We start from the raw sequence: 25405 nt of genomic DNA, 5'->3' as shown, positions 1-25405 counted from the left end.
TATCAGATCATATTTTGTACATTTGAACCATATCAGATTTCAGGATTATGATCAAGACAGCCGACCATCTGTATCTGCAGGTAGCAGATAAAATAGAGCAGATGATAGAAAAAGACGTCATGAAAATGGGGGAAAAACTACCCTCCGTACGTATGCTCAGCAAACAACAGGGCATCAGCCTCACGACCGCCTTCCAGGCCTATTATCACCTGGAAGGGAAAGGATTGATAGAGTCCCGTCCCAAATCAGGCTACTATATCTGCCGCAATATCCGTCGCATGGCGCCCATGCCCGGTACCTGCGCACCGGTGCGGAAACCGGTCAGCGATGTGACCGTAAGCGATATGGTGATGGAAGTGTTCAGCCACATCACCAACGATAACATCCTGAAATTCTCCGTAGCCACGCTGCCGGTCAGCGTGCTGCCCGCAGCCAAAATGGCCAAGGCAGTCATCCACACCATGCGCGACCAGGGGCCCGGCGGCATTGGCTATGAACCATTGCAGGGCAACGAACTGCTCCGCAACCAGATCGCCCGGCTGTCGCTCGGATGGGGCGAAGTATATACTGCCGACGATGTGGTGACCACCCACGGCTGCATGGACGCACTTACCCTCTGCCTCACCGCCACCACACAGCCCGGCGATACCATCGCACTGGAAAGTCCTTCTTACTACGGCGCATTGCAGCTGGCGGAAGGGCTGGGCCTCAAAGTGCTGGAAGTGCCCACCAATCCTATCACCGGGGTTGACCTCGACTACCTCGACAAAGCCATTCCGCGGCATAAAATAAAAGCCTGCCTGTTTGTGACCAATTTCAACAACCCCCTCGGCTGCTGCATGCCCGACAAACACAAACAGGAACTGGTAAAAATTGTGGAGAAATACGATATCGCGCTGATTGAAGATGATATCTACGGCGATCTTTATTTTGGTAAACAACGGCCCCTCACCTGCAAAACGTTCGACACGCAGGGCAACGTGCTGCTGTGCAACTCCCTGTCAAAGTCCGTGGCGCCGGGCTATCGCGTAGGCTGGACCATGCCTGGCAAATACAAGGAGAAAGTGCTGCGGCTCAAACATCACCACGCTATTTCCTGCACATCGCTCACCCATGCGGCCGCCGGTCATTTCCTGGAAATAGGCCGCTATGATTTCCATCTGCGCAACCTGCGCAAGATGCTGCATACCCAGAGCCTTCGTTATGCACAGGCCATCTGCGAATATTTCCCGGAGAGCGCCCGCGTAACGCGCCCGCAGGGCGGCTGCGTGTTATGGGTGGAACTGGAAGACCATATCAATACGTTTGAATTGTTCCAGCAAACGCTGAAACACAAAATAGCTTTCTGCCCCGGCCGCCTTTTTTCGTTGCAGAACCGGTACAACAACTGCCTGCGTATCAGCTATGGTAATCCGTGGAGCAAACAGGTGGACGATGGCTTGAAGACGATCGGTAAACTGATCCATAAAATGCAGTAGGCTACAAAAAATGCCGCCGGACACTGGTGTGAAACACTAAACACAACCAGCATCCGGCAAGCAAAATATTTGGGAATTATACATTCAATGGCAACCAAAACATTTTGACATTTAGTTATTTGGATATTTGGTTATTTAAGGACTCCTATGTATAAACAGTTATCCTAAATAACCAAATATCTAAATAGCTAAATAACTAAATAACTCCCGGGTGGACCATTAGTCCGCCGTCTATGGTATATTCTCCGCCGGTTATAAACCTTGCTTCGTCAGATACGAGGAAGGACACCAGACTGGCCACTTCTGTTGCCTCTCCCAATCTTCCCAGCGGAATACTGGCCGTCATTTTACTTCTGATAGCGCCCGCCTCTTCATGGCTGACACCAATCTTTTCAATCAGGGGCGTATCAATCGGCCCCGCATTAATTACATTGACTCTTATTTTGCGCGGCGCCAGTTCCCTGGCCAACGTTCTGGCCGTAGCGTTGAGCGCCGCTTTGCTCGCTGCCAGCACCGTGGTGCCCGGCATGCCTGCGTAGGCGTTAATGGCGGATAAAAAGACGATACTGCCACCATCGTTCAATAAGGGGAGTAACTGTTGCGCAGTAAAAAAAGCCCCTTTGAAATTAATGTCGATGATTTCGTCAAACATCTCCGTCGTTACTCCCTCGAAAGGAGCGAACTTCGCGATGCCGGCGTTGATAAACAGGATGTCTATCTTGCCATAACGACTACGCACATACTCTGCCAGTTTCTTTGTGTCCTCCAGCTTAGATTGGTCTGCTGTTAATCCCTCCGCCGGAAAACCGAGTGCGTGTACGGCCCGTTGCACCGCACCCGGATTCCGACCAGTTATCAATACCCTTGCTCCTTTCGCCAAAAATTCAGTCGCCGTTGCATATCCGATACCACTGTTACCTCCCGTGATAATAGCGGTTTTGTTCCTAAGCTGGTCCATGCTGATGATTCTTGTAATTGTTTTGATTTATTTAAAAGTATCAATGTTTGTCGGCAAAAAAATAGAGATGCCCGTCTCTATATCATCCCACCGGATATTTATTTATTTAAAATTATCAATGTTTTAACCGATAAAAAAAGCTGATGGATCAGCTTAACTGTAAAAAGAACAATGACAACTGTTTCATCATCTCCTTATTGATCGTCAACTCCACAATACGTCCGTTCTTGACGGAGTTCAACACTCCACTGTCTACTAAAATTTTCACGTGATGCGAAACAGTAGGCTGGGACAAAGAACAAAGACAACAAACATCACCGCATACTATGCTCCCCTTTTGGGCTATTTCCATAATAATTGATAATCTGTGTTTATCGGCTATGGCATTTGCTGCTTTTTCTATAATTCCCACATCCATGATACAAAAGTAATACTTTTTTTGAAACATTGAAATTTTTCAATGAATTTTTTTTTCGGGAGATGATTATGCGGATGTGTCCGCTTTTTCAGCCAGCTTGTTACGCCGGTATGCCGCGGGGCTGACACGCCGGTACCGCCGGCAGACAAAACCACTTTCTACGAAGGCGGCGCCACCGGTCTCATCGATTATCCCTGCCTGTCCACCTGCGCAACCAGCTAAACCGGCATTTTTTGTTTATCTTTAAGGCTTGCGTTTCCCGGTAACGGTCAGCGCAAGCCTGTATGCCAAACAAATAACCGCCCATGTATCGCTTGAAAAATCGTTGCCTGTTGCCCGTTGCTTTGCTCGCGCTGATGGCCTGCCACCAAACGCCAGACACACCCGAAAGTACTGATACCGCACCTCCCGCACACGCGGCGGTAAACGTTGTCACAGAGCCCTGTGCCGTTGTGTACGCACCCGACGCGTATAAACTGGAAAAACTGAAAGAAGAAAACGGAGAGGAAAGTTTCTACGCGCTCGCCAGCGATAACGAAAACTGTATCAGCGACTGCCAGGACTTCCTGCAGAATAAAGCGTTTAAAACCATCACCGCCGACGGCGGCAAGATCACGTTCCGCCATCAGAACGGCGGCACCACCGTCATCAACCTCGACGACCCGCAATATACCTGGGAAGTATTCCTGTTCGACGGTAATAAAGTGACCAACATCGACATCACCGACATCGAGAGCGAATATGAAAAAGTAATACTCTGATGTATACATTTTCATACAATCTTCTGAGATATGAACACTTTTCCCCCGGCATTCCGGGGGAATTTTGTATCTATCAAATGATTAAACATGAAAATTGTACTTACAGGTTCCCTCGGGAATATCAGCAGACCACTCACGGAAATACTGGTAAAAGAAGGTCACCAGGTCACCGTTATCAGCACAGACCCGGACAAAAAAGATAAGATACAGGCGCTGGGCGCACAACCAGCCATCGGCAGCATCCGCGACCTGCCCTTCCTCATTGAAACATTTACCGGCGCCGATGTGGTTTACTGCATGAACCCGCTGGATTTTACCACACAGGACGTCCACGCGTGGGACGAAAATATGGACCACTACAGCCAGGCCATCAAAGCCGCCGGCGTAAAACGTGCCATCGTACTCAGCGGCTGGGTAGCCCATCTGTTGCAGGACCTCCATCCGGAGAAAAAATTTGAGGCGCTGAATGATGTATCTGTTACTTTTGTAAGACCAGGACCGTTTTACACCAACTTTTACCACCTCGCAGGGATGATCCGCCACCAGGGCGTGATCACCTCCAATTATGGCGGAGATGACCTGGTGGCTTTTGTCGCCCCCGAAGATATCGCCGCCGCTATCGCGGAAGAAATCGGTAAACCGGCGATGACGGGACATAAAGCCCTGTACGTGGTCAGCGATGAACTGACCTGCACACAGGCGGCACAGATCATAGGAGAAGCTATCGGCGTCCCCGGCCTCCAGTGGACCACCACTTCCGGTGAACAGGTAAAACAAGGACTGCAAGCCCACGGGGTATCTCCGGCGGTAGCGGAATTAATGGTAGAAATGCAGGAAAATATGCACAACGGAAAAGCACAACGGGATTACGCCCTCCACCAACCGGTTGCGGGAAAACGAAAACTGCGGGACTTCGCCAGCGAATATGCAGTCTGGTATCATCAAAACTAATACCATGGCAGGAAACCCTCCCCTGAAAATACGAAGCGTACAGGAACTGCTGCAGCTGAGAGGCCTGCCGGACACCAAACATCCGCTGGTCAGCCTCGTCAATATATCAGCGCTACCGCACCTACCAAAGCCGCTGGACCTTTCGGTGACCACCGACCTGTATTTCATCGGCATCAGCCCATCCACGCAGGCCTGCCTGAAAATGAAATACGGCCAGCAGGCGTATGACTTTGACAAAGGGATGATGAAATTCATCGCGCCAGGCCGCGTATTTAGTTTCAATGCCGATCAGGCGGAAGAAATAACATTGTCCGGATGGCTGCTGCTGCTCCATCCGGATTTCCTCTGGAACCATCCCCTTGCGCAGAAAATAAAACAATACGAATTCTTTGACTATGCCGTCAATGAAGCGCTCTTCCTTTCTGACGGCGAAGAGAAGATCATTAACGGCCTGTTTCAGCATATAGAACAGGAATACAACAATAACATCGATAAATTCAGCCAGGGGATCATCATCTCCCTCATCGAATCAATGCTCGGATATTCAGAACGTTTTTACCAGCGCCAGTTCATTACCCGGGAAATCACGCACCACGGTATCGTCAGCCAGCTGGAAACGCTGCTGGAAGAAGCTTTTTCTCCGAAAGCACTGAAAGAGCACGGCGTCCCTACGGTAAAAGACATCTCCGCCAGGCTAAATATCTCTCCCAATTACCTGAGCACGCTGCTCAAAACACTGACGGGCAACAGCACCCAGCAACACATCCAGGAGAAGATCATAGAGAAAGCAAAAGAGAAACTGATGATGACCGATTTGTCTGTCAACGAGATTGCTTTTGAGCTGGGTTTTGAATACCCGCAGTCGTTTTCCAAATTATTCAAAACGAAGATGCAGCTTTCACCGCTGGAATTTAGAAAGTCCGGCAGATTTTAACTGCTTCCGCCGCTAAAAAAGCACATACCCCAACGTAAACGATACATACTGCCGGTATACCTTCAGCTGATCTTTAACGCCGGCGTTCTCCTCCAGCGGCACCCATCCCCGCACATACCGCACCTCCGCGTTTATCCGTCGTTTAAACGTATAACCGGCACCGATAGTAACACCGATATCGTTTTTGGCCGCATAACTGCGCTGCGCCGTGCCGTCGCCATAGTTGCCGGAGCGCAGCAATATCCCCATGTACGGGCCGCCAAACACTTCCAGGCCGTATTTCCGGTACGCAACGCTCACGGGGAACAGGTCCAGCCGCGATTCGTTTTGCTGCACCGCTATGAACGCCTCATGTTTCAACGCTACCGCCTTACCCAGCGGGGACAAAGCGCCCACGCCCGCTACCCATCCGGTTTTTGCCAGGTCCGTTACACGGTCGCTTTCCGCGCCGTATACCCGTGGCAGTTGCACACCCGCTTTAACCTGCATGGAAAAACCCGGTAGCGCTTGTGCTGCCGCGCCCGGCACGATCATCAGCAGTAAAAAAACACAAACTGTTATTTTCATACAATCAGAATTGAATATCCCACATGGCAGCGGCCCTTTCCAGCTCCACCAGCGCTGCTGCGTGACGATAAATGGTTTCATAATATTGTTGCTGCACGTCGTTGTAAGTCCGTTGTGCGTTGAGTACTTCCAGTAAGGAAGTTTCTCCGCGCTGGTAACTGTAGCGGCGGCCTTCCAGCACCCTTTTGGCTTCCTGCAGCAGTCCGTTATCGAACTGCTCCCGTTGGCGGCCGGCGCCGAGGTAGGTAAACCAGGCCGTGGTGACTTCCGTTTGCACCTGCAGCAACGTTTGCCTGTACACCGCCTCCTGCTGCTGTATACCGGCATTGGCCGCCAGCAGATCGCCCTTGTTGCGGTTGGAGAACTTCAGCGGCAGGCTGATACCGGCCGACACCGTGTTCATGGACGGCGTAGGGGCTACCACGTTGGTAACTACCGTCGCATTGTTGACGCCGAGGGTAAGCCCCAGGTCTATCATCCTGGCCGCCTTTGCCAGTTGCAGCGTTTTTACAGACACGTCTTTTTGCCGCAGGGCGGCCAGCAGGTCTGCCCGCTCCTGCTGTGCATGGCCCACCAGTTCCTGTAACGGGAAACTGCGTTCAAAACGGTCCATGTTGCCCACCGGCTGTATCAGCGTATCGCCGCGGTAAGTGCCCATCAACCGCTGCAGCTGTACCTGCGCCGCTTTCAGTTCCGCCCCGGCGCCAATAGCTTCGTTGAGCAACATGCCCGCTTCCACACGTGACTGCCGTGCGTCCGCTTCCGGGACCAGGCCGGCACGGCAACGGATACTGTCGGCCTGCGACAATTGCCACATATAACGGTACGCTTCCATCTTCATATCGTATAACCGTTGCAGTTGCATAGCCGTCAGAAATGCCAGCGTAGCATCTGCCCGCAGGTTACGGAAATAGTCTTCCAGCAGATAACGCGTCACCTCCTTTTCACTAACGGCCAGCCCCATACGGGCGTGTCTTTTACCACCCAGTTCCAGCGTATAACTGATACTACTGCTGAAGCCGTACCCCTGCTGCATCCGGCGCTGACCATTGTCAAATACGCCGGCGCTGATTTCCGGGTCCGGAAAAACTTTTGCCATCAGCACATTGGCAGCTGCCACGTCCATATTAAATTTTTCCGCGGCATAGCCCAGGTTGTGCTGTCTCACGCCGGACAGGTAAGCGCTAAAGTCCAGCTGCTTTTCCTGTGCGGCCGCGATGCCGCTATATAAAAGCCCTAAAGGCAACAGCCATCTTGTCCTCATAAAATCAATTTGTTTCGTTAACACCTTTTCGTTCGGTCAGGTAATACAGTGCCGGCAGGGCAAACAGCGTGATCACCGTAGAACATAACAGTCCGTATACGATCACGGTGGCCAGTGGTCTTTGCACATCGGAGCCGATGCCGGTGGCCAGCGATGCGGGCAACAGCCCCAACATGGCCACGGTAGCAGTCATCAGCACCGGCCGGAAACGGTCCCTGGCGGCCTGTATGACGGCGGCTTTCAGGGAAGGCAATGTTCCGCGCAACTGGTTCATCTGCGACACCATCAGCACGCCATTCTGGACCGCCACACCAAACAAGGCGATAAACCCCACGGCGGAGGACACGTTGAGCGTCATGCCGCGTATATTCAGCGCCAGCATACCGCCAAACAACGCCAACGGCACTACGGAGAGAATGAGCGCCGCCTGCCGGGCCACGCCAAAGGCGGCGTACAGCCAGATGAACATTAGCCCCAGCGCGACCGGTACAATCATCGCCAGCCGGCTGTAGGCACGGTTTCTGTTCTCAAATTGTCCGCCCCAGGCTATTGCGATATGATCTTTATTGTATTTCACCTGCTGTGCTATCTGCTGCTGCGCCGCGCGCAGGAAAGTGGTCAGGTCCGTGCCACGGAGATTCAGCCGTACCGTCAGATGGCGGCGTCCCATCTCCCGTGTGATGGTGCTTTCGCCAGTTGACAGCTGAACTTTCGCTACCTGTGACAAAGGAATCCTGATCCCCTCGCCATTGGTGAGCATCAGGTTACCGATTTTTTCGGGGGTATTGCGGGCGTCTTCCTGGTAGCGGCAGCTGATGTCGTATACCCGGTCGCCGGCAAATACCTGTGCCACGGCCTTGCCGCCAATGGCGACTTCTATCAGTTCCGCCACGTCGTTCATATTAAGGCCATACCGCGCAATAGCGGCCCTGTCGGCCTGTATCTGCAACTGCGGCAGCGGCGGCTCCTGGTCAATCGCCAGGTCAGCAGCGCCGGGCACCGAGGCCAGTGCAGCTATCACGGCTTCGGCTGTACGCCGTGTTTCACGGAAATCTTTGCCATATACTTTCACTACCAGCTCACTGTGCGCTCCGGCGATCTTGTCCATCACACCGTCGATCATCGGCTGACTGAAGCCCACTGAATAACCTGGCATACCTGCGTAATCCGCTGCCAGCTCGCGGACCAGGTCCTGCTTTGTTTTACCGGAAGGCCAGTCTTTGTATGGCAGCAGGCCAATGGAACATTCATAGTGAGAAGGTGTAAAAGGGTCAGTACCGTCGTCGTTGCGGCCGGTCTGCGTCATCATGTACGTCACCTCCGGATGCCGCAGGGTCCTTTGCCGCAGCGTATCGGCCATTTCACGGGCTTTGGCCAGCGATACGCCGGGCGGCAGCTGTACCTGCAGCCAAAGGGAGCCCTCGTCCAGCGGTGGCAGGAAATCTTTACCTACCGTAATGCTCAGCACCACGGCGGCGCCCAGTATCAGGGCCAACGGCGCCCATACCCGCCGCGGACGTTCCATGATCCGCTCCATTCGTCGCTGATAACCGCTTGTCAGCTTTTCCAGCCAGCGGTTGTGATACACCCGCTGCGGTTTACGGTAAAGCATATATGCCATACCCGGAATCAGCAGCAAAGCCACCGCCAGTGCGCCAAGCAGCGCATATCCAACTGTGAAGGCCATCGGCGTAAAAAGTTTCTTTTCTACCCGTTCAAAGGCAAACAAAGGCAGGTAAGCGGTGATGATGATCAGCGTAGCAAAAAACACCGGTCGCGCCACAGAGCGAGCTTTCCTGGCAAAGCTGCCCTCCTCCAGCATCTCCGAGGGATGGTCTTCCCGCTGCCGTAGCATGGTTTCTGTCATCACAATGGCGCCGTCCACGATAATGCCAAAATCCACCGCGCCCAATGACAACAGGTTGGCCGGTATGTGCGTGAAATACATCCCGATAAAAGCGAACAGTAAACTCAGGGGGATGGTCACCGCCACCAGCAGCGCCGCCCGCCAGCTACCGAGGAAAATGATGAGCACCAGCACTACCAGCGCCATCCCTTCCAACAACGTATGAGATACCGTATGCAGCGTGGTGTCTACCAGCGCTGTCCTGTCGAGGAAAGGATGGATCTTCACGCCCGGCGGCAGCCCGCCGTTGTTCAGCTCCTCCACGGCCTTATGTACACCATCCAGCACTGTGGAAGGATTCTGTCCTTTCAGCAGTAACACAATGCCTTCAATGCTTTCGCTGTAGTGCCGCTGATGATCTGTAAACCCCAGCACGCCTTTGCGTTCCAGGTTGCCGTAGCGCAGTTTGCCGATATCCTGCAAAAACAGCGGTACGCCCTGCGGCGACCGGATCACCGTTTTCCCGATATCATCCAGCGATTTCATCAGGCCGATGCCCCGCACCACATAGCCCAGGTCACCGCGCTCCAGCACACTGCCGCCGCTGTTGCAGTTATTGTTATTGATAGCATCGGTAATGGTATGCAGCGGCAGATGGTACTGTTCCAGTTTCTGCGGGTCCAGCTCCACCTGGTATTGCGTGGTGATGCCGCCGAAGTTGGTCACGTCTGCCACGCCCGTCACCTGTTTGATACGGGGAATGATGACCCAGTTTTGCAGATCTGTCAGCGTACGCAGGTCCACCTGGTCACTTTCTATGATGTAGCGGTAAATTTCGCCGATGGGCGATGTCAGCGGGTCCAGTCCCGGCTGTGCGCCATAAGGCAATGTCACGTCCCCCAGCCTTTCTTTGATGCGCTGCCGCGCCCAGTAGTCATCCACGCCGTCTTCAAAAACGATGGTGATCATAGAAAGGCCGAAGGTGGAGCGCGAACGCATCACGTGCATACCGGGCATACCATTCAGCGCCCGTTCCAGCGGGATGGTAATCTGTTGTTCCACTTCTTCCGCCGCCAGTCCGGGTACCTGCGTCACCACCTGCGAAGTAACATCCGCAATGTCAGGGTAGGCCTCCACCGCCAGTTGCCGCCAGCTGTACCAGCCGCCGGCGGCCAGTAAGGCAAATAGTGTCGCCATCAGCCAACGTTTTTGTATGGCTGTATCGATCAGTTGTTTCATCGTCGCTTATTTTACTGCTGAGAGATAGAAGGCGCCATCGCCTATAATTTTATCGCCGGGCTGAAGGCCGCTGCGGACTACTATCTGCTGGCCGGCCGTTTCGCCGGTGATAACTTTGCGCCGTACATAAGTGCCGGCATGCACTTCCAACAGTACGTAACTGTAGTCGTTATCCTGCAGTACGGCCCGGGCGGGAACGGTGATCACCTTTTCCAGTGCGTCTTTAAAACTGACGCTCGCATACATACCGGGTTTTAACCGGAGTGCCGGGTTAGGGCATAATATCAGCACATCTGCCGCCCGGGTGTTTTCATCGATCGTACGCCCCACGTGAAAAACATTCCCGGCAAAGAGGGTGTCCGGCAACGCCGCTACCTGCATCTGTACGACATCTCCTTCGTGTATGAACCGCAGGTCTTTTTCCTTCACCTGCCCGGCGATCCACACCTGCGACAATTGCGCCACCACGGCCACCGGCCCGTCTTCTCCCTTCAGGAACTGGCCGTTCACCAGTTTGTTGCTGATCACCTCTCCGGCGATCGGCGCCCGGACGATCAGCGGTTCACCCAATACCTGTTGTTGGGGGTTGACATTAAACACCTTCAGCGCCGCGGCCGCATTCTCCAGCTCCTGCCGCTGTACAGCCAGGTTGGTGTTCGCCTCCTCCAGATCGCGCGCCGCCCCTACGCCGTGCAGGTGCAGGTCCTGCTGCCGGCGCTGCGCCACCACGGCCTGCTGGCACAACTGGTTGGCCTGGAACCAGGCTTTCTGCGCAGCATAAAAATCGGGCGAAGAAATAGCGAACAATGGTGCGCCTGCCATCACCTTCTCACCCAGACGCACATACGATTTCAGCACCCGGCCGGCAAAAGGCGCGGCTATTTCTGCATAATTGTTAGGGATAACTTTGACAATGCCGGCGGACAACAGCTGCAGCTGGTAAGGCTTTTCGGCCACCGCCAACAGGTGGAGCCGGGCCGATACGGGCGCATTGGCCGGCACTATTACCGTATCCCCCCTGCTTTCCCAGGTAACCATTTCTTTTTCTTTCTCCGGATGATGACAGGACGCGGCGATCAACACCGCGCCGCAAGCTGCAGTAAACCTTTTCATGACGATCTGTTTTTCGTGTATCTGTTACAGTATGCGCCGCAAAAGTACAGCCCGCCTACGGAGGCAGCCGTTAGAGATGGTTTAGAATGTTATTAGAAAATGATTAGAACGGGATTTAAATATGTGGCAGCTCCACCGTAAACGTAGTACCGTGCCCTGGTTTGGACACTACGCTGATATTACCTTTGTGCAGGCGCACAATCTTCAGGGCCAGTGAAAGCCCGATGCCGTTACCATCAGCATAGGGCCGGTTATCTCCCCGATAGAAAGGGGTAAAAATATGGGGCAGGTCTTCTTTTGACATGCCAATCCCGTCATCAGCAAAACGCAGGATGGTATGAGCTTTGAACCAGGTGACCGTCACCGTGGTTGCTGGCGGTGCTGAGAATTTACAGCCGTTTTCCAGCAGATTCATAAAAGCGACTTTCAGCAGGTATTCGTTACCGTTGACAGACACCATGTCGTCATCGTCCGCTTCTTCAAACACCACGTTGATTTTATATTCAGGATGCGCCTGCAGGACAGCGCTGCGGGCATCCATCAGCACTTCGTCCAGCCTGATTTCCCGGAAATTGATCTCCGAAGGGTCGTAGCTGGCTTTGGCCAGGTCCAGCAGACTGTTGGACAGTTTCACCAGCCGCTGCGCATCTGCGATGGCATGGCGCATGGACTGCCGGTATTCTTCCGCGGGCCGGTCACGCGAGGCGGTGATCTCCAGTTCCGCCATCATAGCGGTGAGCGGCGTACGCAGCTCATGGGAGATATTGGAAACAAACTGTTTCTGCGCGTCAAAAGACTGCTCCAGCCGGTCCAGCATCCGGTTAAATGTCTGCGCCAGCTCAGCCATCTCATCTTTTCCCGCTGCGCCTGCAAGCCGCAGGTCCAGGTTAGTGGCGGTAATTTCCTCTACCTTGTCCACCATATCAGACACTGGTTTCAGCGCCTGTTGTGAGAAAAACCGGGCAACGAGGAACACCAGCACCGCCGCCACCAGGAAAGTAATGAGCAGCGTGCGGAAAAGCAGCTGCAACTGTCTTAGCCCATATTCATCTTCCGCGGCGGCAGTGACAATATAGGCGGTACCGTTATGCGGGTAAAGAAACCCTACCACCTGCAGATTGTCTTCGTGAAAAGTGATCTCTTTGTGCAGGACGATCTCCCGGATCATCTGCCGGGTTTCCTTTACCTTATCGATATTTACCGCATCGTGGTACAAGAGGTTAAAAGCGGTGTCATACACCGCTACCTCCTCCTGCGAGCGGGAGCCGGCGGCATTTTTATAGATGAGTTGGAGTACTTCGGGGCTTACTTTAGCGTCCAGCAGGAGATTGGCTTTTGTAACGGCTTGTTGTTGCAGCGTTTTATAGTATTCCTCTTCCCTGTCATGCGAGTAAGAGAGGTATACCACCCCGGCAAACAACAGCAGCAGTGCCGCGATCATACCGGTGAACAATAAGGTGAGCCTGTTACGGAGCTTCATGGTCAGCCTGCTTTAAAAATGAATCCCATACCGGGTTTGGTGTGGATCAGTTTCACCTCGAACGCTTTATCTACCTTTTTGCGCAGGTAGTTGATATACACATCGATAAAATTGGTGCCGGTATCGAAGTGGGTTTCCCATACCTTTTCGGCGATTTCCGTGCGGGAAAGCACCCTTTCTTTGTTTTGCAGCATAAACTCCAGGAGACGGAATTCTTTGGGTGTAAGGTGGATCTCCTGGCCGCTGCGGGTAACATTTTTGGTCTGCAGGTCCATTTCCAGGTCTGCGTACCGCAGCAGCACAGGTTGTGGCGGCACCGGCGCGTGCCGGCGTTTCAGCAGGGCGCGGATCCTTACCAGCAATTCCCGCAGGTCGAAGGGTTTCACGAGATAATCGTCGGCGCCGGCATCAAAACCTTCCACTTTATCATCGGTGGTACCGAGTGCTGTCAGCATGAGGATGGGGACGGACGGCAGGGCTGTCCGTATGGCGCGGCTCAGTTCAAGGCCGTTGATACGCGGCAATACGATATCGGTAATCACAAGATCAAAACCGCCGCCCAGCGCCAGCTTCAGTCCTGCCTCCCCGTCCCATGCCAGTGTAACGGTGTAGCCCTGTTCTTCCAGTCCGCGCCGGATCAATGCTCCCACGCGTTCTTCATCTTCTACGACTAAAATTTTCATGATGCAGAAAAATCAAAGCTATCCATTTTTTCTTTCTTCCTGCACAAAATGGTCCCATGCCGCTTTGGCGGTATTGGCGATGGTCTTTTCGCGGGTTTCCTGATCAGCATAGGCGTCTTTAACGAACACCGTGATGATGAGGTGATGGCCATCCGGCAGTGTGATGATACCGGCATCGTTGGTAGCACGGGTAAGACCGTCCTGGGTTCCGGAAGTACCGGTCTTATGCGCTACCACCGTACCTTTTGGCAGCTGCGCTTTCAGGCGGCGCGCACCCGGGCCGGAATTCACCAGCAGGTCCAGCAGAAAATCGTAACTGCTGCCGGACAGGACATGACCGGTATAAAATTTCCTGAACAGCGCCGTCATGGCTTCGGGAGTAGACCAGTTCTGATACTGCATCGGTTCATTGGGCACCTGTACCTGTTCTGTCAATGCGATACGTATGTTTTTGATACCGAGATCGTGGATGTATCTGTCGGCCACAGCGGTGCCGCCGATGATGCGCAGCAGCACATCGCAGGCCGAGCCGTCACTTTCCGCTACGTTGTAGCGCAGCAGTTCTGCCACCGTTATGTCCACGTTGCCGGCAGGATACTTGTCCCGCAGGGGGCTGTGGCCCTGTTTGGGGATATAGTCAGACGGTAGTACGCGAACAGGCTGCTCCAGCTTCAGCTTCCCTTTGTCCACCTGGTGCAGTACCGCCATGGCGATGGGAAACTTATAAACACTCTGCATGGGAAAACGGATCTTACTGTTGAGCCCCGCCGTTTCGCCTGTTTCCAGTACGAGGACAGACACGCCCACCGTGCCTTTAGCGGCTTGGGCGATGGTTTCAAATTGTTGGGAAAGGTTGCCTTTTTGTTGAGCAACCGTTATAAAAGGACATAGCAGCACTATGGCCAGGCTGTAAAAGGGGCGTATGAACATAAAACGATATTAAAATGATCAGGAGTGACAAATATATAGAAATACTGCTGTCGTATTACCCTGATTTTGTTGTTATTTATCGTGCTGGTCCTATTTTCCGGCGCCTGTTTTCATTTTGCATTTAGAATTTCCGTGATCAGATATTAATTTTAGCCTTTAAAACGAAAGCTTTTGAGCAAACCAATACTAGTCATAAAATTCGGTACGGCATCTATCACGCATGCCAACGGCGACCTGGACGAGACGGTGATCGCCGGTGTGGCCCGGCAGGTGGCGGAGCTGCATGAGCAGTACCATATCGTGCTGGTCTCTTCCGGTGCGGTGGCCGCCGGCAAACAACACCTGAAAGCCTATGAGGGCACTATCAGCCAGCGCAAGGCCGCTGCCGCCATCGGTAATCCGCTGCTGCTGAGTAAATACAGCCGCTATTTTGCGCCCTACAATATCGCTGTGGCGCAGAGCCTGTGCGAGCGGCAGCATTTCTCCAACAGGGACCAGTTCCTGCAGCTGAAACGGACGTATGAAGAGCTGTGGGCCAGCAATATCATTCCTATCGCCAACGAAAACGACGTGGTGAGCAGCCTGGAGCTGAAGTTCTCGGACAACGATGAACTGGCCACGCTGATCGCTGTCGGTTTCGGCGCCTCCCTCCTGCTTTTCAGCACCAGCGTTGCCGGTGTGCTGGACCGTGAAGGCAAGGTGGTACCACAGATCGACGTGATCGACAAAACAGCCCTCTCCCTGGCCGACAAGGAGAAGTCTGCGCTGGGCCTGGGCGGCATGGTGTCCAAACTAACCTTCGCCCGGCTGGCCACCCGCATGGGCATCCGCGTGGTGATCTTCGGTATCCGCACGCATGACGGTATCCTCAATGCCATTGCAGGCAAAACAGGTACCCTTTGCCTGCCACAGTCCTGCAGTATGCCAGCCCGCAGAAAATGGCTGGCCAGCGGCAGCCTGGTAACCGGCAGGATACAGATAGATGCCGGCGCGCAACAGGCGCTGGAGAAGCGTCACAGCCTGCTCGCCGTAGGCGTGAAGGAAGTGCTGGAGAAGTTTGAATGCGGCGAGGTGATAGAAATTGTCAACGAAGAAAATATAGCCATCGCCGTAGGCAGGGCCAAGATATCCTCCGATATACTGGAAACAAATCAAAAAGCACAAAACACGGAAGTGGCACACGCCGATGATATTGTGCTGTTATAAATGTAATTGTATCATGACGATTCAACCCCTTTTAGAGAAGGCCCGGCAGGCTACGGCATCTATCCGTACGCTGCCCGATGCACAGAAACAGGCGCTCCTGCAGGCACTATCCCTCACCCTTACTGACAACATCGCCGCTATCATGGCGGAGAACCAGAAAGACCTGGACGCGATGCCCGACGACGATCCCAAGAAAGACCGGCTGCTGCTTAACACCCCGCGTATCCGCAGCCTCGCCGCCAGCCTGCTGGACATCGCACGGCTCCCGGACCCCGCCAATCAGCTGCTGCTGGAAAACCAACTCGACAACGGATTGCTGATACAGAAAAAAACAGTCCCCCTCGGCGTAGTGGGCGTTATTTACGAGTCACGCCCCAATGTAACGGTAGACGTGGCGGCCCTCTGCATCCGCTCCGGCAACGTATGCGTACTGCGTGGCGGCTCCGATGCCATCCACACCAACACCCTCCTAGTATCCCTGATACAGGACACGCTGCGCGCTTTCCATACCGACGAAAACGCGGTACAGCTGCTGCCTGTCGACCGCGCACTGGTCACGGAAATGCTCACCGCGTCCCAATACATCGATATTATCATCCCGCGTGGTTCCCAACAGCTGATCGACTTCGTGCGGCAACACTCCCGCGTACCAGTGATAGAGACCGGCGCCGGCGTATGCCACACCTATGTGGAACGCTCTGCCAACCTGGAACAGGCCGCCGCTATCGTTACCAACGCTAAAGTGTCCCGCCCCTCCGTCTGTAATGCACTCGACACCGTACTGGTGGAAGAACCTGTCGCCTCCGACTTCATCGCCCTGCTGGCGCCGCAACTGGCTGCACATAACGTAGATATCTACGCCGACCCTGCAGCCTACGCCCTGCTCGAAGCACAACAATATCCTCAACTGCACCCCGCAGCCCCGGAAGACTTCGGACGCGAATTCCTGTCGCTCAAATGCTCCATCAAAATAGTGCCCGATACAAAGGCTGCGCTGGCGCATATCCAGGCGTTCTCTTCCCGCCACTCGGAAGCCATCATCTCCCGAGATCCTATCGTGAGCGAGCAGTTCCTGAATACGGTAGACGCGGCAGCGGTATATGTCAATGCCTCCACCCGTTTTACCGACGGTGGTGTGTTCGGCCTCGGCGCAGAGATAGGCATCTCCACGCAGAAGTTACACGCACGCGGACCTTTTGCGCTGGAAAAACTGGTGACAGAGAAATGGTTTGTGTACGGGAGCGGACAGGTACGTCCATAACCTTCACCTGCACTGATAACAAGCTGCTATAAAATTTGCCTCCCGGGCTGACCTGCATTTCCAGGCCAGCCCAGATTTTTTTGTCCCCCGGGCAATTCTTCCGGACACATTTATTCCGGCAAACTCAACCTTTTGAGAATAATCTTTGTTTACATCTGCCAAACACCCCGTTTATTTCAATCACCCTCTTTAATAACTATTATGCAAACAAGATTATTCTTTACTGTTATTATCTGCGCGCTATTTATGGGCATTCACCACACAAATGCGCAACGCAAAAATGGACTGAACATGTCTGTGATTAGACAAGATATTGCCCGGGACCAGCAACATTTTGATTCCCTTTTCAAGCATATCCACGAGCATCCGGAGCTGGGGTTCCACGAAGTCAACACGGCCAAAATCGTTGCAGCCGAGCTAAAAGCCTATGGCTGTGATACGGTTATCACACAAATTGGCGGAACGGGAGTGGCCGGAATAATGGAAAACGACCCGGGCCCTGTTGTCATGTACCGGGCAGACATGGATTGCAACGCCGTATACGAGACGGCAGACGTACCTTACGCCAGCAGGGACTCTGCCCAACTGGCGGACGGCTCCAAGACACCGGTCATGCATGCCTGCGGACATGACGCCCATACTACCTGGATGCTGGCGGTGGCCAAGTTCATGCATGACCATAGAAATCTATGGAAAGGTAAAATTGTTTTCATCGGCCAACCGGCAGAAGAAATTATCCTGGGAGCGGAAGCGATGGTCACCCAGGACAGCATGTATACGAAGTATAAGATCCCCCAACCGAAATACCTGTTTGGCATCCACACAGCGCCGGTAGCTGTGGGCATGGTAGCCGCTGCCACCGGCGCCAGGATGGCCGGAACAGACCAACTGGACGTTACCTTTCATGGTGTTGGCGGGCATGGCAGCACGCCCAATTTCTGCAAAGACCCGGTAGTGATGGCCGCAACTGCCATCATGCAATATCAGACAATTATCAGTCGTGGCATAAATCCCAAAAATGCAGCAGTATTGACCGTTGGCTCCGTTCAGGCGGGGCTGGACAATAATGTTATCCCCGCTACAGCTGTATTGAAAATCAATCTTCGCTGGTTTAATCATGCTGACAGAGATACCATGTTACAATCCATTATCCGTATAAACAGAAGTATCTCCCGCGCATATGGTATGCCAGAAAAAGATACGCCTACCCATACTTTTAAAGGATGGGCAGAGCCGTTGGTTAATTCCACTCTGCTCACCCAAACCTTACAGGAATCTTTCAAACAGCACCTGATAACATCAGACTCCATGATGCTGCTGGATGAAACGATCCTTCCCTCTGTCATGGGTTCTGAAGATTTCCATCACCTGGTAAGGCCAATCACCCCCGCTCCTGAATATTGTTATGTGCAGGTAGGCGTTGCCAACAGGAAAGATTTTGAAACGGCATGGCAAAAGCGGGAACTTCCATTCAATGCCCACAACGGTAATTTTAAAATTGACATGAGCGCGCTTCCCTTTGGAACGGAAGTAGGTGTAGTGTCCATGCTTACTATCATGGGCAATTCTTCACAGCTGGCTAAAAAATAGCAGGAAACAATTTTCCATGACCGGAATGAAAAGGGCGCCCCTGGCACAGGAGGCGCCCTTTTCGTGTATGTTTCCGGAACTTCATTTAACCGCAACTTTCTGTCGCAAACGCCAGTATATTACCATCGGCATCTTTAACCGCAAAATCACGCATGCCGTAATCCCGGTCAGCCGGCGCTACGTTATGCAATCGTCACTTCCTGGTTCAGGTATACGTCCTGAATAGCATTCAGCAATGCGGCGCCGTCTTTCATCGGCCGCTGGAAAGCTTTACGGCCTGAGATCAGTCCTACCCCGCCGGCTCTTTTGTTGATCACCGCTGTTCTTACGGCATCAGCCATATCGGCATCGCCCTGTGAGGCGCCGCCGGAGTTGATCAGTCCCATACGCCCCATGTAGCAGTTGGCTACCTGGTAGCGGCAAAGATCGATCGGGTTGGCGGAAGTCAGTTCAGTATAGATACGTTCGTCCAGCTTACCATAGGAAGAAGCGCCGGTGTTAAGGGCTTTGTAACCGCCATTCACCTCCGGCAGTTTCTGTTTGATGATATCGGCCTGGATGGTTACACCGAGGTGGTTGGCCTGACCGGTGAGGTCAGCCGCCAGGTGGTAGTCTACATCTTTTTTGAAAGCGTCGTTGCGGAGATAACACCACAGGATGGTGGCCATGCCCAGCTCATGCGCCAGTTCAAAGGCCTGCGCTACCTCTACCAGCTGCCGGTCGGCGTTGTCGGAACCGAAGTAGATAGTGGCCCCTACCGCCGCGGCGCCGAGGTTCCAGGCTTCCTGCACGGTACCGTACATCACCTGGTCTGCCTTGTTGGGATAGGTAAGCAGTTCGTTATGATTGATCTTTACGATGAAGGGAATGCGGTGTGCGTAACGGCGCGATACCGACGCCAGTACGCCGAAGGTGGAGGCCACGGCGTTACAACCGCCTTCAATGGCCAGCTTCACAATATTTTCCGGATCGAAATAAGCGGGATTCTTAGCAAAAGAGGCGCCGGCGCTGTGTTCCACGCCCTGGTCCACCGGGAGGACGGACATATAACCGGTGCGTGCCAGCCGGCCGGTATTAAACAACTGCCCCAGGCTCCGCAGTACCTGCGGGTTACGGCTGGTAGGCTGATAGATGCGGTCTATCGTGTCCGGCCCGGGCAGATGCAGCAGGTCTTTGGAGATGGTCTTGCTTTCGTGTTGTAAAAGTATATCGCTATCTTTACCCAGCAACTCACTGATTTTTTCCAAGGATAACATAACAGAATCTTTTTTTGGTTAGACTAAAAGTAAGGATTTAATCCCGCACAAAAATATCGCCAGGAAAATTCTGCCGGACGCTCGCTTCTACCATATTTGATCATCTATCTTTTAAAGCAAACAACCGATGAAAACAGTATTTATGACGGGCGTAACCGGTTATATCGGCGGGTCCGTGGCGGCACGACTGCTAAAAGCTGGTTACCAGGTAAATGGATTGGTAAGAAATGAAAAAGATTTTTCTGCGTTGACAGCTGTGGGTATCCAGCCTGTTGCCGGCTCGCTGGAAGATGAAGCGGTCATTGCCAGAGAGGCCGCTGCCGCTGATGCCGTGATCAACACCGCGTCGGCAGACAACCCTTATGTGGTGGCTACTATCCTCGAGGCGCTGGCAGGCAGCGATAAAAAGTTCATCCATACTTCCGGCTCCAGCATCGCCGGTGATAAGGGGCGGGGCGCCTACGCGGCCATCGAGCCGTATACGTTTATTCCGAAAAATCCGCGGCTGGAAAAAGCGGCGCGCGTAGCGATAGACAGGGCCGTGCTGGCAGCCGAAGGTCATTACAGCGTGATATGTCCTACTATGATATACGGAACAGGCACCGGCATCAAGAAGGACTCCGTACAAGTACCGATGCTGACGGAAGCCGCCCGGGAAGCTGGTCACGGCCTATATATCGGCGCGGGCGAAAACCGCTGGTCCAACGTGCACATCGAAGACCTGGCCAACCTGTACCTGCTGGTGCTGGAACAGGCGCCCTCCGGCAGTTTCTACTACGCAGAGAATGGTATCCTTTCGTTGAAAGAGATCGCCGTGGCGATCAGCAAATCGCTGGGGTTCGGCGGAAAAACCGCTTCCATCACCATAGAAGAGGCTATACACCGCTGGGGCATGGAAGGTGCGCATTTCGGACTGGGGTCCAACAGCATCGTTTCTTCAGTGGCCGCGCATAACCTGGGCTGGCTACCGGTACACAACAACCTCTTGTCTACGATCATCAAAAACGATCGGTACTGATGTATTAATAAGGCCGGGGCTTCTCCCGCTCCGGTCCTTCCTCCCGCTCTTCTGATACGGTTTCCGTGCCCTCAAAAGCACCACCGGAGCCATCGTGAATAATTACCGGCTCTATCGGCTGTGTTTCTGTCTGCTCGGGCCTTGGGCTGTTCTCTGCGGGTATGATCATTGATTCCATATGGCAAAAATATGGAATATCCCTGCGCTTTTCGTCTAATTAACCTGAATTTACGGCTGCGGTTATTTATCTTTGCTACCCGAAAAAAAGAGCAGACATTTATGGTGACCCGTATTGCAATTATTCGTCATGGTAGTACTTCCTGGAACAAAGCAGGCCGCCTGCAGGGCTATTCCGATATTCCCCTCGATGAGGAAGGTCTGGAACAGGCCCGTAAACTGGGATTACGCCTCGCCGGCCAGCCATGGGACATCGTCTGCTCCAGCCACCTGATCCGCGCCCGGCAGACAGCGGCTATTATCGCCGAACAACTGGGCATCGACACCATCTGGCAGGACCAGCGCATCGGGGAAGCCGGCGGCGGGCTGATAGAAGGCACCACCGAAACGGAACGCCTCGAGAAATGGGGGCCTGACTGGAAACTGCAGGACCTCGGTATGGAACCTAATGCGTCTGTACTCGCAAGAGGCATGTCTTTCCTCGATGAACTTGTAGCCGCCGAAAAAGGCAAACAGATCCTGATCGTTACCCATGGCAGCTTTATCCGCCAGATGCTGGCGCACCTCCTGCCCCACCTGCCACCGCCGCCACCCATGAAAAATACTTCCATTACCCACCTGGAACTGACAGAAGGCAAATGGGAATGCCCGCTGTTCAACTGCGTGGAACACCTCGAATCCGCCTCATAAAAAAGGCGCCTCATCCAGAGATGAGACGCCCGGTATTGGTTGGCCAGTCAGGAACTACTTCACCACTTTTACGCTGATGCGTTCAAAGCCATGAGAGATATCTACCACGTAGATACCAGATGGCAAGGTGGACAGACTGTTTACCTGTATTCTGTTCATGCCTTTGATCACCTGCTCACGCTGCTCTTTCACGATATGACCATCCAGGCCATATAACCGCACGATCACCGGCCCGTGATAGCTGGATTGGAAATACAGCTGTATACGGTCGTTAAACGGACTGGTGGCGGTAAGCACCGGTTTCTCCACCATTGCTTTCGTCATCAGGGCGGAACCTCCGGTTACTTTGATCCGGTAGTCCTCTACTTCTCCCTGGTAGTTATCCACACCACAAGGTTTCACATTGCTGCCATAGCCCATGCGCACCCGCATCAGCGTCTCCCCGTTTTTCGCATTGGCGGGCACCGTAATGGTTTGACTAAACGGACCGCTGCCACGTTTCACGTATACTTTTTCCGTTGTATCGTTCAGCTGTTTGTCACCGTTCCAGTCTATCCATACCGCCACGGAGATATCCGGCCAGTATTCCACGCCGAGATTGACCTGCAGCTGATAAGACTGACCGGCGGTCACGTTGGCCGTGAGTGCGGTGAAGTCTTTGTAGCCGTCCCACTGTGAACTGTTGTCCACATTGGCGAAGCGTACGCGGGTGATGGAGTTGTAATTCAACGCGGTGCTGGCGGTGCAATAGTCCGTCACCTTGAAACCGGTATCCTGCGGCGGAGTGGAGGAACTTTGCCCGGCCTTGATACTGCCATTCGGCATCGTGTTGTAAGCATAGTCCATCAGCGTATAGCTGCTACCGTTAGCATTGACTTTGAAACGGAACCAGCCATAGAAGTTTTCGCCGCCGGAGGAGAAAGTAAACCCGGCATAGGCTGTCTGGCCTTTCCATACGGTGTACGAGGCCGTCGTGACATCGTGTTCATTCGGATAATCTCCGCCTGCCACAAAGTTGGAGCTACCGCTGATCACGGTATTGGCAGCCAGCATAGAGATGTTCCTGGTAGTACCCTCAGACACCATCGGTTTCTTATAGGTCTCCAGCCGCAGTTTACCGCTGTCGGACCACAGGCCGTAGGCCGCATCTTCGTTGTTATCCACGAGGAAATAGAACCAGTTGTTGGTAGCGTTGATGGTATAGGTGGCGTCATCCACGTCCACGTATTTGATCTGGTATGGATCGCGGAAATTGAAGTTCAGCTGTTTCTGGCTGCTGTCCGGCGTCTGCGCATTGCTGAACGCCGCCGGCAGGAAGGTAAGCGTGGCAGCGGTGCTGTTGGCAGCAGTATGGCTGGTGGCTTTGCCGGTGAAGGTCAAACGTGCGGTTGTATTATTCACCGCAGTGAGTTTTGCGGTCAGGCCGGCCGGCAGGTTGCTGACGGTATAATGGGTATTGGCGGTGAAGTTGCCCGAGCTGATGGCAAATGTATTACCCAGCACGCCAACTTCAGCGGTATCGGGCATGGCGCCGTCGTTGACCAGCGGTTCCCGGAAAGTTGTTCTGGACCACGACAGGGTGGCTTTGCCGGCATCGCCGGTCCGGATGCTGCCGTTGGGTTGCTGGTTCCAGGCGTAGTCCCTGATGGTGAAGTTAGTACCGTCAGCAGATACGCTGATACGCATCCAGCCGTAACGCGGTTTGCCGTTCAGCGTGAACTTCAGGCCGATGTATGCCGTTTTACCGGCCCACTTCGTATAGGCGGTACTGTAAATATCGTGTTCGTTGGGATATGCACCACCTGCCACGAAGTTGGACGTATCGCTGATATTGGTATTGGCCGCCAGCGGCGTGATGTTGCGGGTAGCGCCTTCACTGACCGCCGCTTTTTCATAGGTTTCGAAACGGAGCTTGTTATTATCAAACCAGCCGCCGTATTCCGCGTCGCCGGCGCCGAAGCGGATGAACAGCCAGGGATTACCGCTGTTGATCACCACATCGCTGATATCTGTATAAATGATTTTATACGGATCGATGAAGTGGATAGCAAACACGAGATAGTTGCGGTACAGGGAGCCTGTTCCGCCCTGCACAGCCGCGTTCAGGAAAGTAACTTTTACGCTGTCAGCATTATTGGCCGCTGTATGCTGGCTTGCTGTACCGGTGAAGGTCAGGACGGCTGTTTTATTGTTCACCACCTGTAGCTGCGCCGTCAGGCCGGCAGGAACATTCTGGACGGTAAAATGCGTGCCGGCAGTGAGTGTACCGCTGCTCACGGCAAACTGTGCACCTCCCACAAGTTTCAGTGTATCCGTTCCCGTAACTACGCCATTATTAACGTCACTTTCATTGAAGAGGGTGAAGTTGGGCACCAGCCGTTTAACGCTGTCGGGCAACAAGGTAGCGGCCAGGTTAGTAGCGCTCCACAGGTTACTGCGCTGCGCCACATTACTGTTGAGCGCTGCCAGCATACGGTCACGCTGTCCGGTGGTAAACATTTTGGCGCAGTTAGAGTAGTCCATATAGTTCTCTACGTTGGCCACCGCACCGCACCAGTTGGCGTTGACGTTGCAGCCACCGAAGTTGGACTGTGTAGGCGGGGTATCGTCCACCTCATCGCCGGGGGCCGTACATCCGTTTTGAAAGGTATGCTGCAGATTAAGGAAGTGCCCTACTTCGTGGGTCAGCACTCTTTTCATGTGGACCTGGCCATTTTCTGAGCTGCCCACGCCGGGAGCGCCCAGGTAACGCCAGTTGTAAACGATACCGTCCAGGTGGTTGTTGGCCACCCAGTCGTCCGGCAGGTAAGACCATCCGGAATTGTTGTACACGCCTTTCTGCTCTACTTCGCTCACAATCCAGATGTTGAGGTACTTGTTGCCCGGCCAGTAGGAGACGCTTTTCACGGCTGAACCGGTGCCGTCCGGCGCGCGGCCGTCCAGATCATTGTAATGGTAGGTGACGCCGTTGGTGGGATTTCCCTGCGGGTCAATATCCGCTAAGCGGAAAGTGATGTGCAGGTTGGCGGCATTACCGATAAAACGCGGATCGATCGTGGAATAATCTGCATTCAGCAGGTTATAATCCTGGTTGAGGATGTCGATCGCAGAGCGGACCTGTTCCAACGTTACCTTATAGGGATTCACCGGGTCGTTGACGTGAAATACTACCGGAATGGTATACTGTACAGGGCCTGCCAGTGCAGCTCTTTGCTGACGCATACTGGCAATGATCTTTTTGATCTGCGCTTCCTGGCGGATAGCGGCCTGCCGGGAAGCGGGATTTTTTTTATACAGGTCCTCCATCGCTTTGGAAGAGGAACAATGATCGGGAAGCGGCGGCAACGGGGACTTCTGCTGTGCAATGGTCCAATGGCTCGCCGACAGACATAACAATAGCGTTATTATCTTTCGTGATAAAGGTGACATATAATTGGTTTAAAGAGGTGGACACAGGAATACTATCCGTAGCAGCGTGCTACGGCAGCATGTGTAATAGTAGTAATAGCCGCGCAAGGCAGCAGGATAAGGGCAGACACAAAGTGTCGCTGAAGAGGGAAGAATTCTATTTCATACAGTGGTTTT

The 25405-nt window shown here is 53.5% G+C and carries 21 protein-coding genes; 9 read left to right on the top strand and 12 right to left on the bottom strand.

The genetic code is table 11. From position 1 onward, the window contains the following. Window positions 1–47: 47 nt before the first annotated feature. Window positions 48–1478, top strand: coding sequence for an aminotransferase-like domain-containing protein (locus B5D63_RS07300; protein WP_078668055.1), 1431 nt, complete (start codon window positions 48–50; stop codon window positions 1476–1478). Window positions 1479–1674: 196 nt separating this feature from the next. Here B5D63_RS07300 and B5D63_RS07295 read toward each other — a convergent pair whose 3' ends face one another. Next, window positions 1675–2436, bottom strand: a complete 762-nt coding sequence (locus B5D63_RS07295) for a glucose 1-dehydrogenase (RefSeq protein ID WP_078668054.1) — start codon at window positions 2434–2436, stop codon at window positions 1675–1677. A 148-nt stretch (window positions 2437–2584) separates the two neighbouring features. Beyond that, window positions 2585–2854, bottom strand: a complete 270-nt coding sequence (locus B5D63_RS07290; RefSeq protein WP_078668053.1) for an ArsR/SmtB family transcription factor — start codon at window positions 2852–2854, stop codon at window positions 2585–2587. Window positions 2855–3159: 305 nt separating this feature from the next. On the opposite strand from B5D63_RS07290, the gene B5D63_RS07285 reads away from it, so the two are divergent. The 3 genes from B5D63_RS07285 to B5D63_RS07275 all read left to right on the top strand — a co-directional run bounded on the left by B5D63_RS07285 (window position 3160) and on the right by B5D63_RS07275 (window position 5500). Beyond that, entirely contained in the window at window positions 3160–3615 is a 456-nt protein-coding gene (locus B5D63_RS07285) for a hypothetical protein (protein ID WP_143312800.1), read from the top strand. Window positions 3616–3702: 87 nt separating this feature from the next. Continuing rightward, window positions 3703–4566: an NmrA family NAD(P)-binding protein gene (locus tag B5D63_RS07280; protein WP_078668051.1), complete on the top strand. Its 864-nt coding sequence runs from the start codon at window positions 3703–3705 to the stop codon at window positions 4564–4566. Window positions 4567–4570: 4 nt separating this feature from the next. Further along, window positions 4571–5500, top strand: a complete 930-nt coding sequence (locus B5D63_RS07275; protein ID WP_078668573.1) for a helix-turn-helix domain-containing protein — start codon at window positions 4571–4573, stop codon at window positions 5498–5500. 12 nt (window positions 5501–5512) lie between these two features. Here the strand turns inward: B5D63_RS07275 and B5D63_RS07270 are convergent, their stop codons facing one another. From B5D63_RS07270 to bla, 7 genes are all read right to left on the bottom strand, one after another. Beyond that, the gene (locus B5D63_RS07270) at window positions 5513–6067 is read right to left on the bottom strand and encodes a porin family protein (RefSeq protein WP_143312799.1); all 555 of its coding nucleotides are present in this window, start codon (window positions 6065–6067) and stop codon (window positions 5513–5515) included. A 4-nt stretch (window positions 6068–6071) separates the two neighbouring features. Beyond that, the gene (locus B5D63_RS07265) at window positions 6072–7331 is read right to left on the bottom strand and encodes a TolC family protein (protein ID WP_078668049.1); all 1260 of its coding nucleotides are present in this window, start codon (window positions 7329–7331) and stop codon (window positions 6072–6074) included. Between the two features lie 4 nt (window positions 7332–7335). After that, complete coding sequence (locus tag B5D63_RS07260) at window positions 7336–10416, bottom strand: efflux RND transporter permease subunit (protein ID WP_078668048.1); 3081 nt, start codon at window positions 10414–10416, stop codon at window positions 7336–7338. Between the two features lie 6 nt (window positions 10417–10422). Then, complete coding sequence (locus tag B5D63_RS07255) at window positions 10423–11529, bottom strand: efflux RND transporter periplasmic adaptor subunit (RefSeq protein ID WP_078668047.1); 1107 nt, start codon at window positions 11527–11529, stop codon at window positions 10423–10425. Between the two features lie 115 nt (window positions 11530–11644). Beyond that, entirely contained in the window at window positions 11645–13009 is a 1365-nt protein-coding gene (locus B5D63_RS07250; RefSeq protein WP_078668046.1) for a sensor histidine kinase, read from the bottom strand. A 2-nt stretch (window positions 13010–13011) separates the two neighbouring features. Beyond that, a complete protein-coding gene (locus B5D63_RS07245) occupies window positions 13012–13692 on the bottom strand; it encodes a response regulator transcription factor (protein WP_078668045.1) in 681 nt (226 codons plus the stop codon). An 18-nt stretch (window positions 13693–13710) separates the two neighbouring features. Next, window positions 13711–14622: a class A beta-lactamase, subclass A2 gene (bla, locus tag B5D63_RS07240; protein ID WP_078668044.1), complete on the bottom strand. Its 912-nt coding sequence runs from the start codon at window positions 14620–14622 to the stop codon at window positions 13711–13713. 171 nt (window positions 14623–14793) lie between these two features. Between bla and proB the strand changes: the two genes are divergently transcribed. The 3 genes from proB to B5D63_RS07225 all read left to right on the top strand — a co-directional run bounded on the left by proB (window position 14794) and on the right by B5D63_RS07225 (window position 18679). Further along, window positions 14794–15828, top strand: coding sequence for a glutamate 5-kinase (gene proB / locus B5D63_RS07235; RefSeq protein WP_078668043.1), 1035 nt, complete (start codon window positions 14794–14796; stop codon window positions 15826–15828). A gap of 13 nt (window positions 15829–15841) precedes the next feature. After that, entirely contained in the window at window positions 15842–17089 is a 1248-nt protein-coding gene (locus B5D63_RS07230; protein WP_235021476.1) for a glutamate-5-semialdehyde dehydrogenase, read from the top strand. 291 nt (window positions 17090–17380) lie between these two features. After that, window positions 17381–18679 (top strand): amidohydrolase, encoded by a 1299-nt coding sequence (locus B5D63_RS07225; protein ID WP_078668042.1) that lies wholly within the window; start codon window positions 17381–17383, stop codon window positions 18677–18679. Between the two features lie 182 nt (window positions 18680–18861). Here the strand turns inward: B5D63_RS07225 and B5D63_RS07220 are convergent, their stop codons facing one another. After that, window positions 18862–19935 carry a class I fructose-bisphosphate aldolase gene (locus B5D63_RS07220; RefSeq protein WP_078668041.1) on the bottom strand — a complete coding sequence of 358 codons (1074 nt, stop codon included), beginning with the start codon at window positions 19933–19935 and terminating at the stop codon, window positions 18862–18864. A 127-nt stretch (window positions 19936–20062) separates the two neighbouring features. Between B5D63_RS07220 and B5D63_RS07215 the strand changes: the two genes are divergently transcribed. Then, entirely contained in the window at window positions 20063–20953 is an 891-nt protein-coding gene (locus B5D63_RS07215; RefSeq protein WP_078668040.1) for an NAD-dependent epimerase/dehydratase family protein, read from the top strand. Between the two features lie 4 nt (window positions 20954–20957). Here B5D63_RS07215 and B5D63_RS34945 read toward each other — a convergent pair whose 3' ends face one another. After that, window positions 20958–21131 carry a hypothetical protein gene (locus B5D63_RS34945; RefSeq protein ID WP_159455920.1) on the bottom strand — a complete coding sequence of 58 codons (174 nt, stop codon included), beginning with the start codon at window positions 21129–21131 and terminating at the stop codon, window positions 20958–20960. Between the two features lie 101 nt (window positions 21132–21232). Here B5D63_RS34945 and B5D63_RS07210 point away from each other — a divergent pair, with 101 nt between their 5' ends. Then, window positions 21233–21820 carry a histidine phosphatase family protein gene (locus tag B5D63_RS07210; RefSeq protein WP_235021475.1) on the top strand — a complete coding sequence of 196 codons (588 nt, stop codon included), beginning with the start codon at window positions 21233–21235 and terminating at the stop codon, window positions 21818–21820. Between the two features lie 54 nt (window positions 21821–21874). Here B5D63_RS07210 and B5D63_RS07205 read toward each other — a convergent pair whose 3' ends face one another. After that, window positions 21875–25249 carry a M43 family zinc metalloprotease gene (locus B5D63_RS07205; protein ID WP_078668039.1) on the bottom strand — a complete coding sequence of 1125 codons (3375 nt, stop codon included), beginning with the start codon at window positions 25247–25249 and terminating at the stop codon, window positions 21875–21877. Between the last annotated feature and the right edge of the window lie 156 nt (window positions 25250–25405).

It is taken from the genome of Chitinophaga eiseniae (assembly GCF_900167135.1).
Classification (GTDB): Bacteria; Bacteroidota; Bacteroidia; order Chitinophagales; family Chitinophagaceae; genus Chitinophaga; species Chitinophaga eiseniae.
This window is presented reverse-complemented; position numbering and strand designations above follow the sequence as displayed.

What these genes read in the sequence shown, in the direction of transcription:
- B5D63_RS07300 (WP_078668055.1), top strand. Translation starts at nt 48, where the DNA reads ATGATCAAGACAGCCGACCATCTGTATCTGCAGGTAGCAGATAAAATA.
- B5D63_RS07295 (WP_078668054.1), bottom strand. Translation starts at nt 2,436, where the DNA reads ATGGACCAGCTTAGGAACAAAACCGCTATTATCACGGGAGGTAACAGT.
- B5D63_RS07290 (WP_078668053.1), bottom strand. Translation starts at nt 2,854, where the DNA reads ATGGATGTGGGAATTATAGAAAAAGCAGCAAATGCCATAGCCGATAAA.
- B5D63_RS07285 (WP_143312800.1), top strand. Translation starts at nt 3,160, where the DNA reads ATGTATCGCTTGAAAAATCGTTGCCTGTTGCCCGTTGCTTTGCTCGCG.
- B5D63_RS07280 (WP_078668051.1), top strand. Translation starts at nt 3,703, where the DNA reads ATGAAAATTGTACTTACAGGTTCCCTCGGGAATATCAGCAGACCACTC.
- B5D63_RS07275 (WP_078668573.1), top strand. Translation starts at nt 4,571, where the DNA reads ATGGCAGGAAACCCTCCCCTGAAAATACGAAGCGTACAGGAACTGCTG.
- B5D63_RS07270 (WP_143312799.1), bottom strand. Translation starts at nt 6,067, where the DNA reads ATGAAAATAACAGTTTGTGTTTTTTTACTGCTGATGATCGTGCCGGGC.
- B5D63_RS07265 (WP_078668049.1), bottom strand. Translation starts at nt 7,331, where the DNA reads ATGAGGACAAGATGGCTGTTGCCTTTAGGGCTTTTATATAGCGGCATC.
- B5D63_RS07260 (WP_078668048.1), bottom strand. Translation starts at nt 10,416, where the DNA reads ATGAAACAACTGATCGATACAGCCATACAAAAACGTTGGCTGATGGCG.
- B5D63_RS07255 (WP_078668047.1), bottom strand. Translation starts at nt 11,529, where the DNA reads ATGAAAAGGTTTACTGCAGCTTGCGGCGCGGTGTTGATCGCCGCGTCC.
- B5D63_RS07250 (WP_078668046.1), bottom strand. Translation starts at nt 13,009, where the DNA reads ATGAAGCTCCGTAACAGGCTCACCTTATTGTTCACCGGTATGATCGCG.
- B5D63_RS07245 (WP_078668045.1), bottom strand. Translation starts at nt 13,692, where the DNA reads ATGAAAATTTTAGTCGTAGAAGATGAAGAACGCGTGGGAGCATTGATC.
- bla (WP_078668044.1), bottom strand. Translation starts at nt 14,622, where the DNA reads ATGTTCATACGCCCCTTTTACAGCCTGGCCATAGTGCTGCTATGTCCT.
- B5D63_RS07230 (WP_235021476.1), top strand. Translation starts at nt 15,842, where the DNA reads ATGACGATTCAACCCCTTTTAGAGAAGGCCCGGCAGGCTACGGCATCT.
- B5D63_RS07225 (WP_078668042.1), top strand. Translation starts at nt 17,381, where the DNA reads ATGTCTGTGATTAGACAAGATATTGCCCGGGACCAGCAACATTTTGAT.
- B5D63_RS07220 (WP_078668041.1), bottom strand. Translation starts at nt 19,935, where the DNA reads ATGTTATCCTTGGAAAAAATCAGTGAGTTGCTGGGTAAAGATAGCGAT.
- B5D63_RS07215 (WP_078668040.1), top strand. Translation starts at nt 20,063, where the DNA reads ATGAAAACAGTATTTATGACGGGCGTAACCGGTTATATCGGCGGGTCC.
- B5D63_RS34945 (WP_159455920.1), bottom strand. Translation starts at nt 21,131, where the DNA reads ATGGAATCAATGATCATACCCGCAGAGAACAGCCCAAGGCCCGAGCAG.
- B5D63_RS07210 (WP_235021475.1), top strand. Translation starts at nt 21,233, where the DNA reads ATGGTGACCCGTATTGCAATTATTCGTCATGGTAGTACTTCCTGGAAC.
- B5D63_RS07205 (WP_078668039.1), bottom strand. Translation starts at nt 25,249, where the DNA reads ATGTCACCTTTATCACGAAAGATAATAACGCTATTGTTATGTCTGTCG.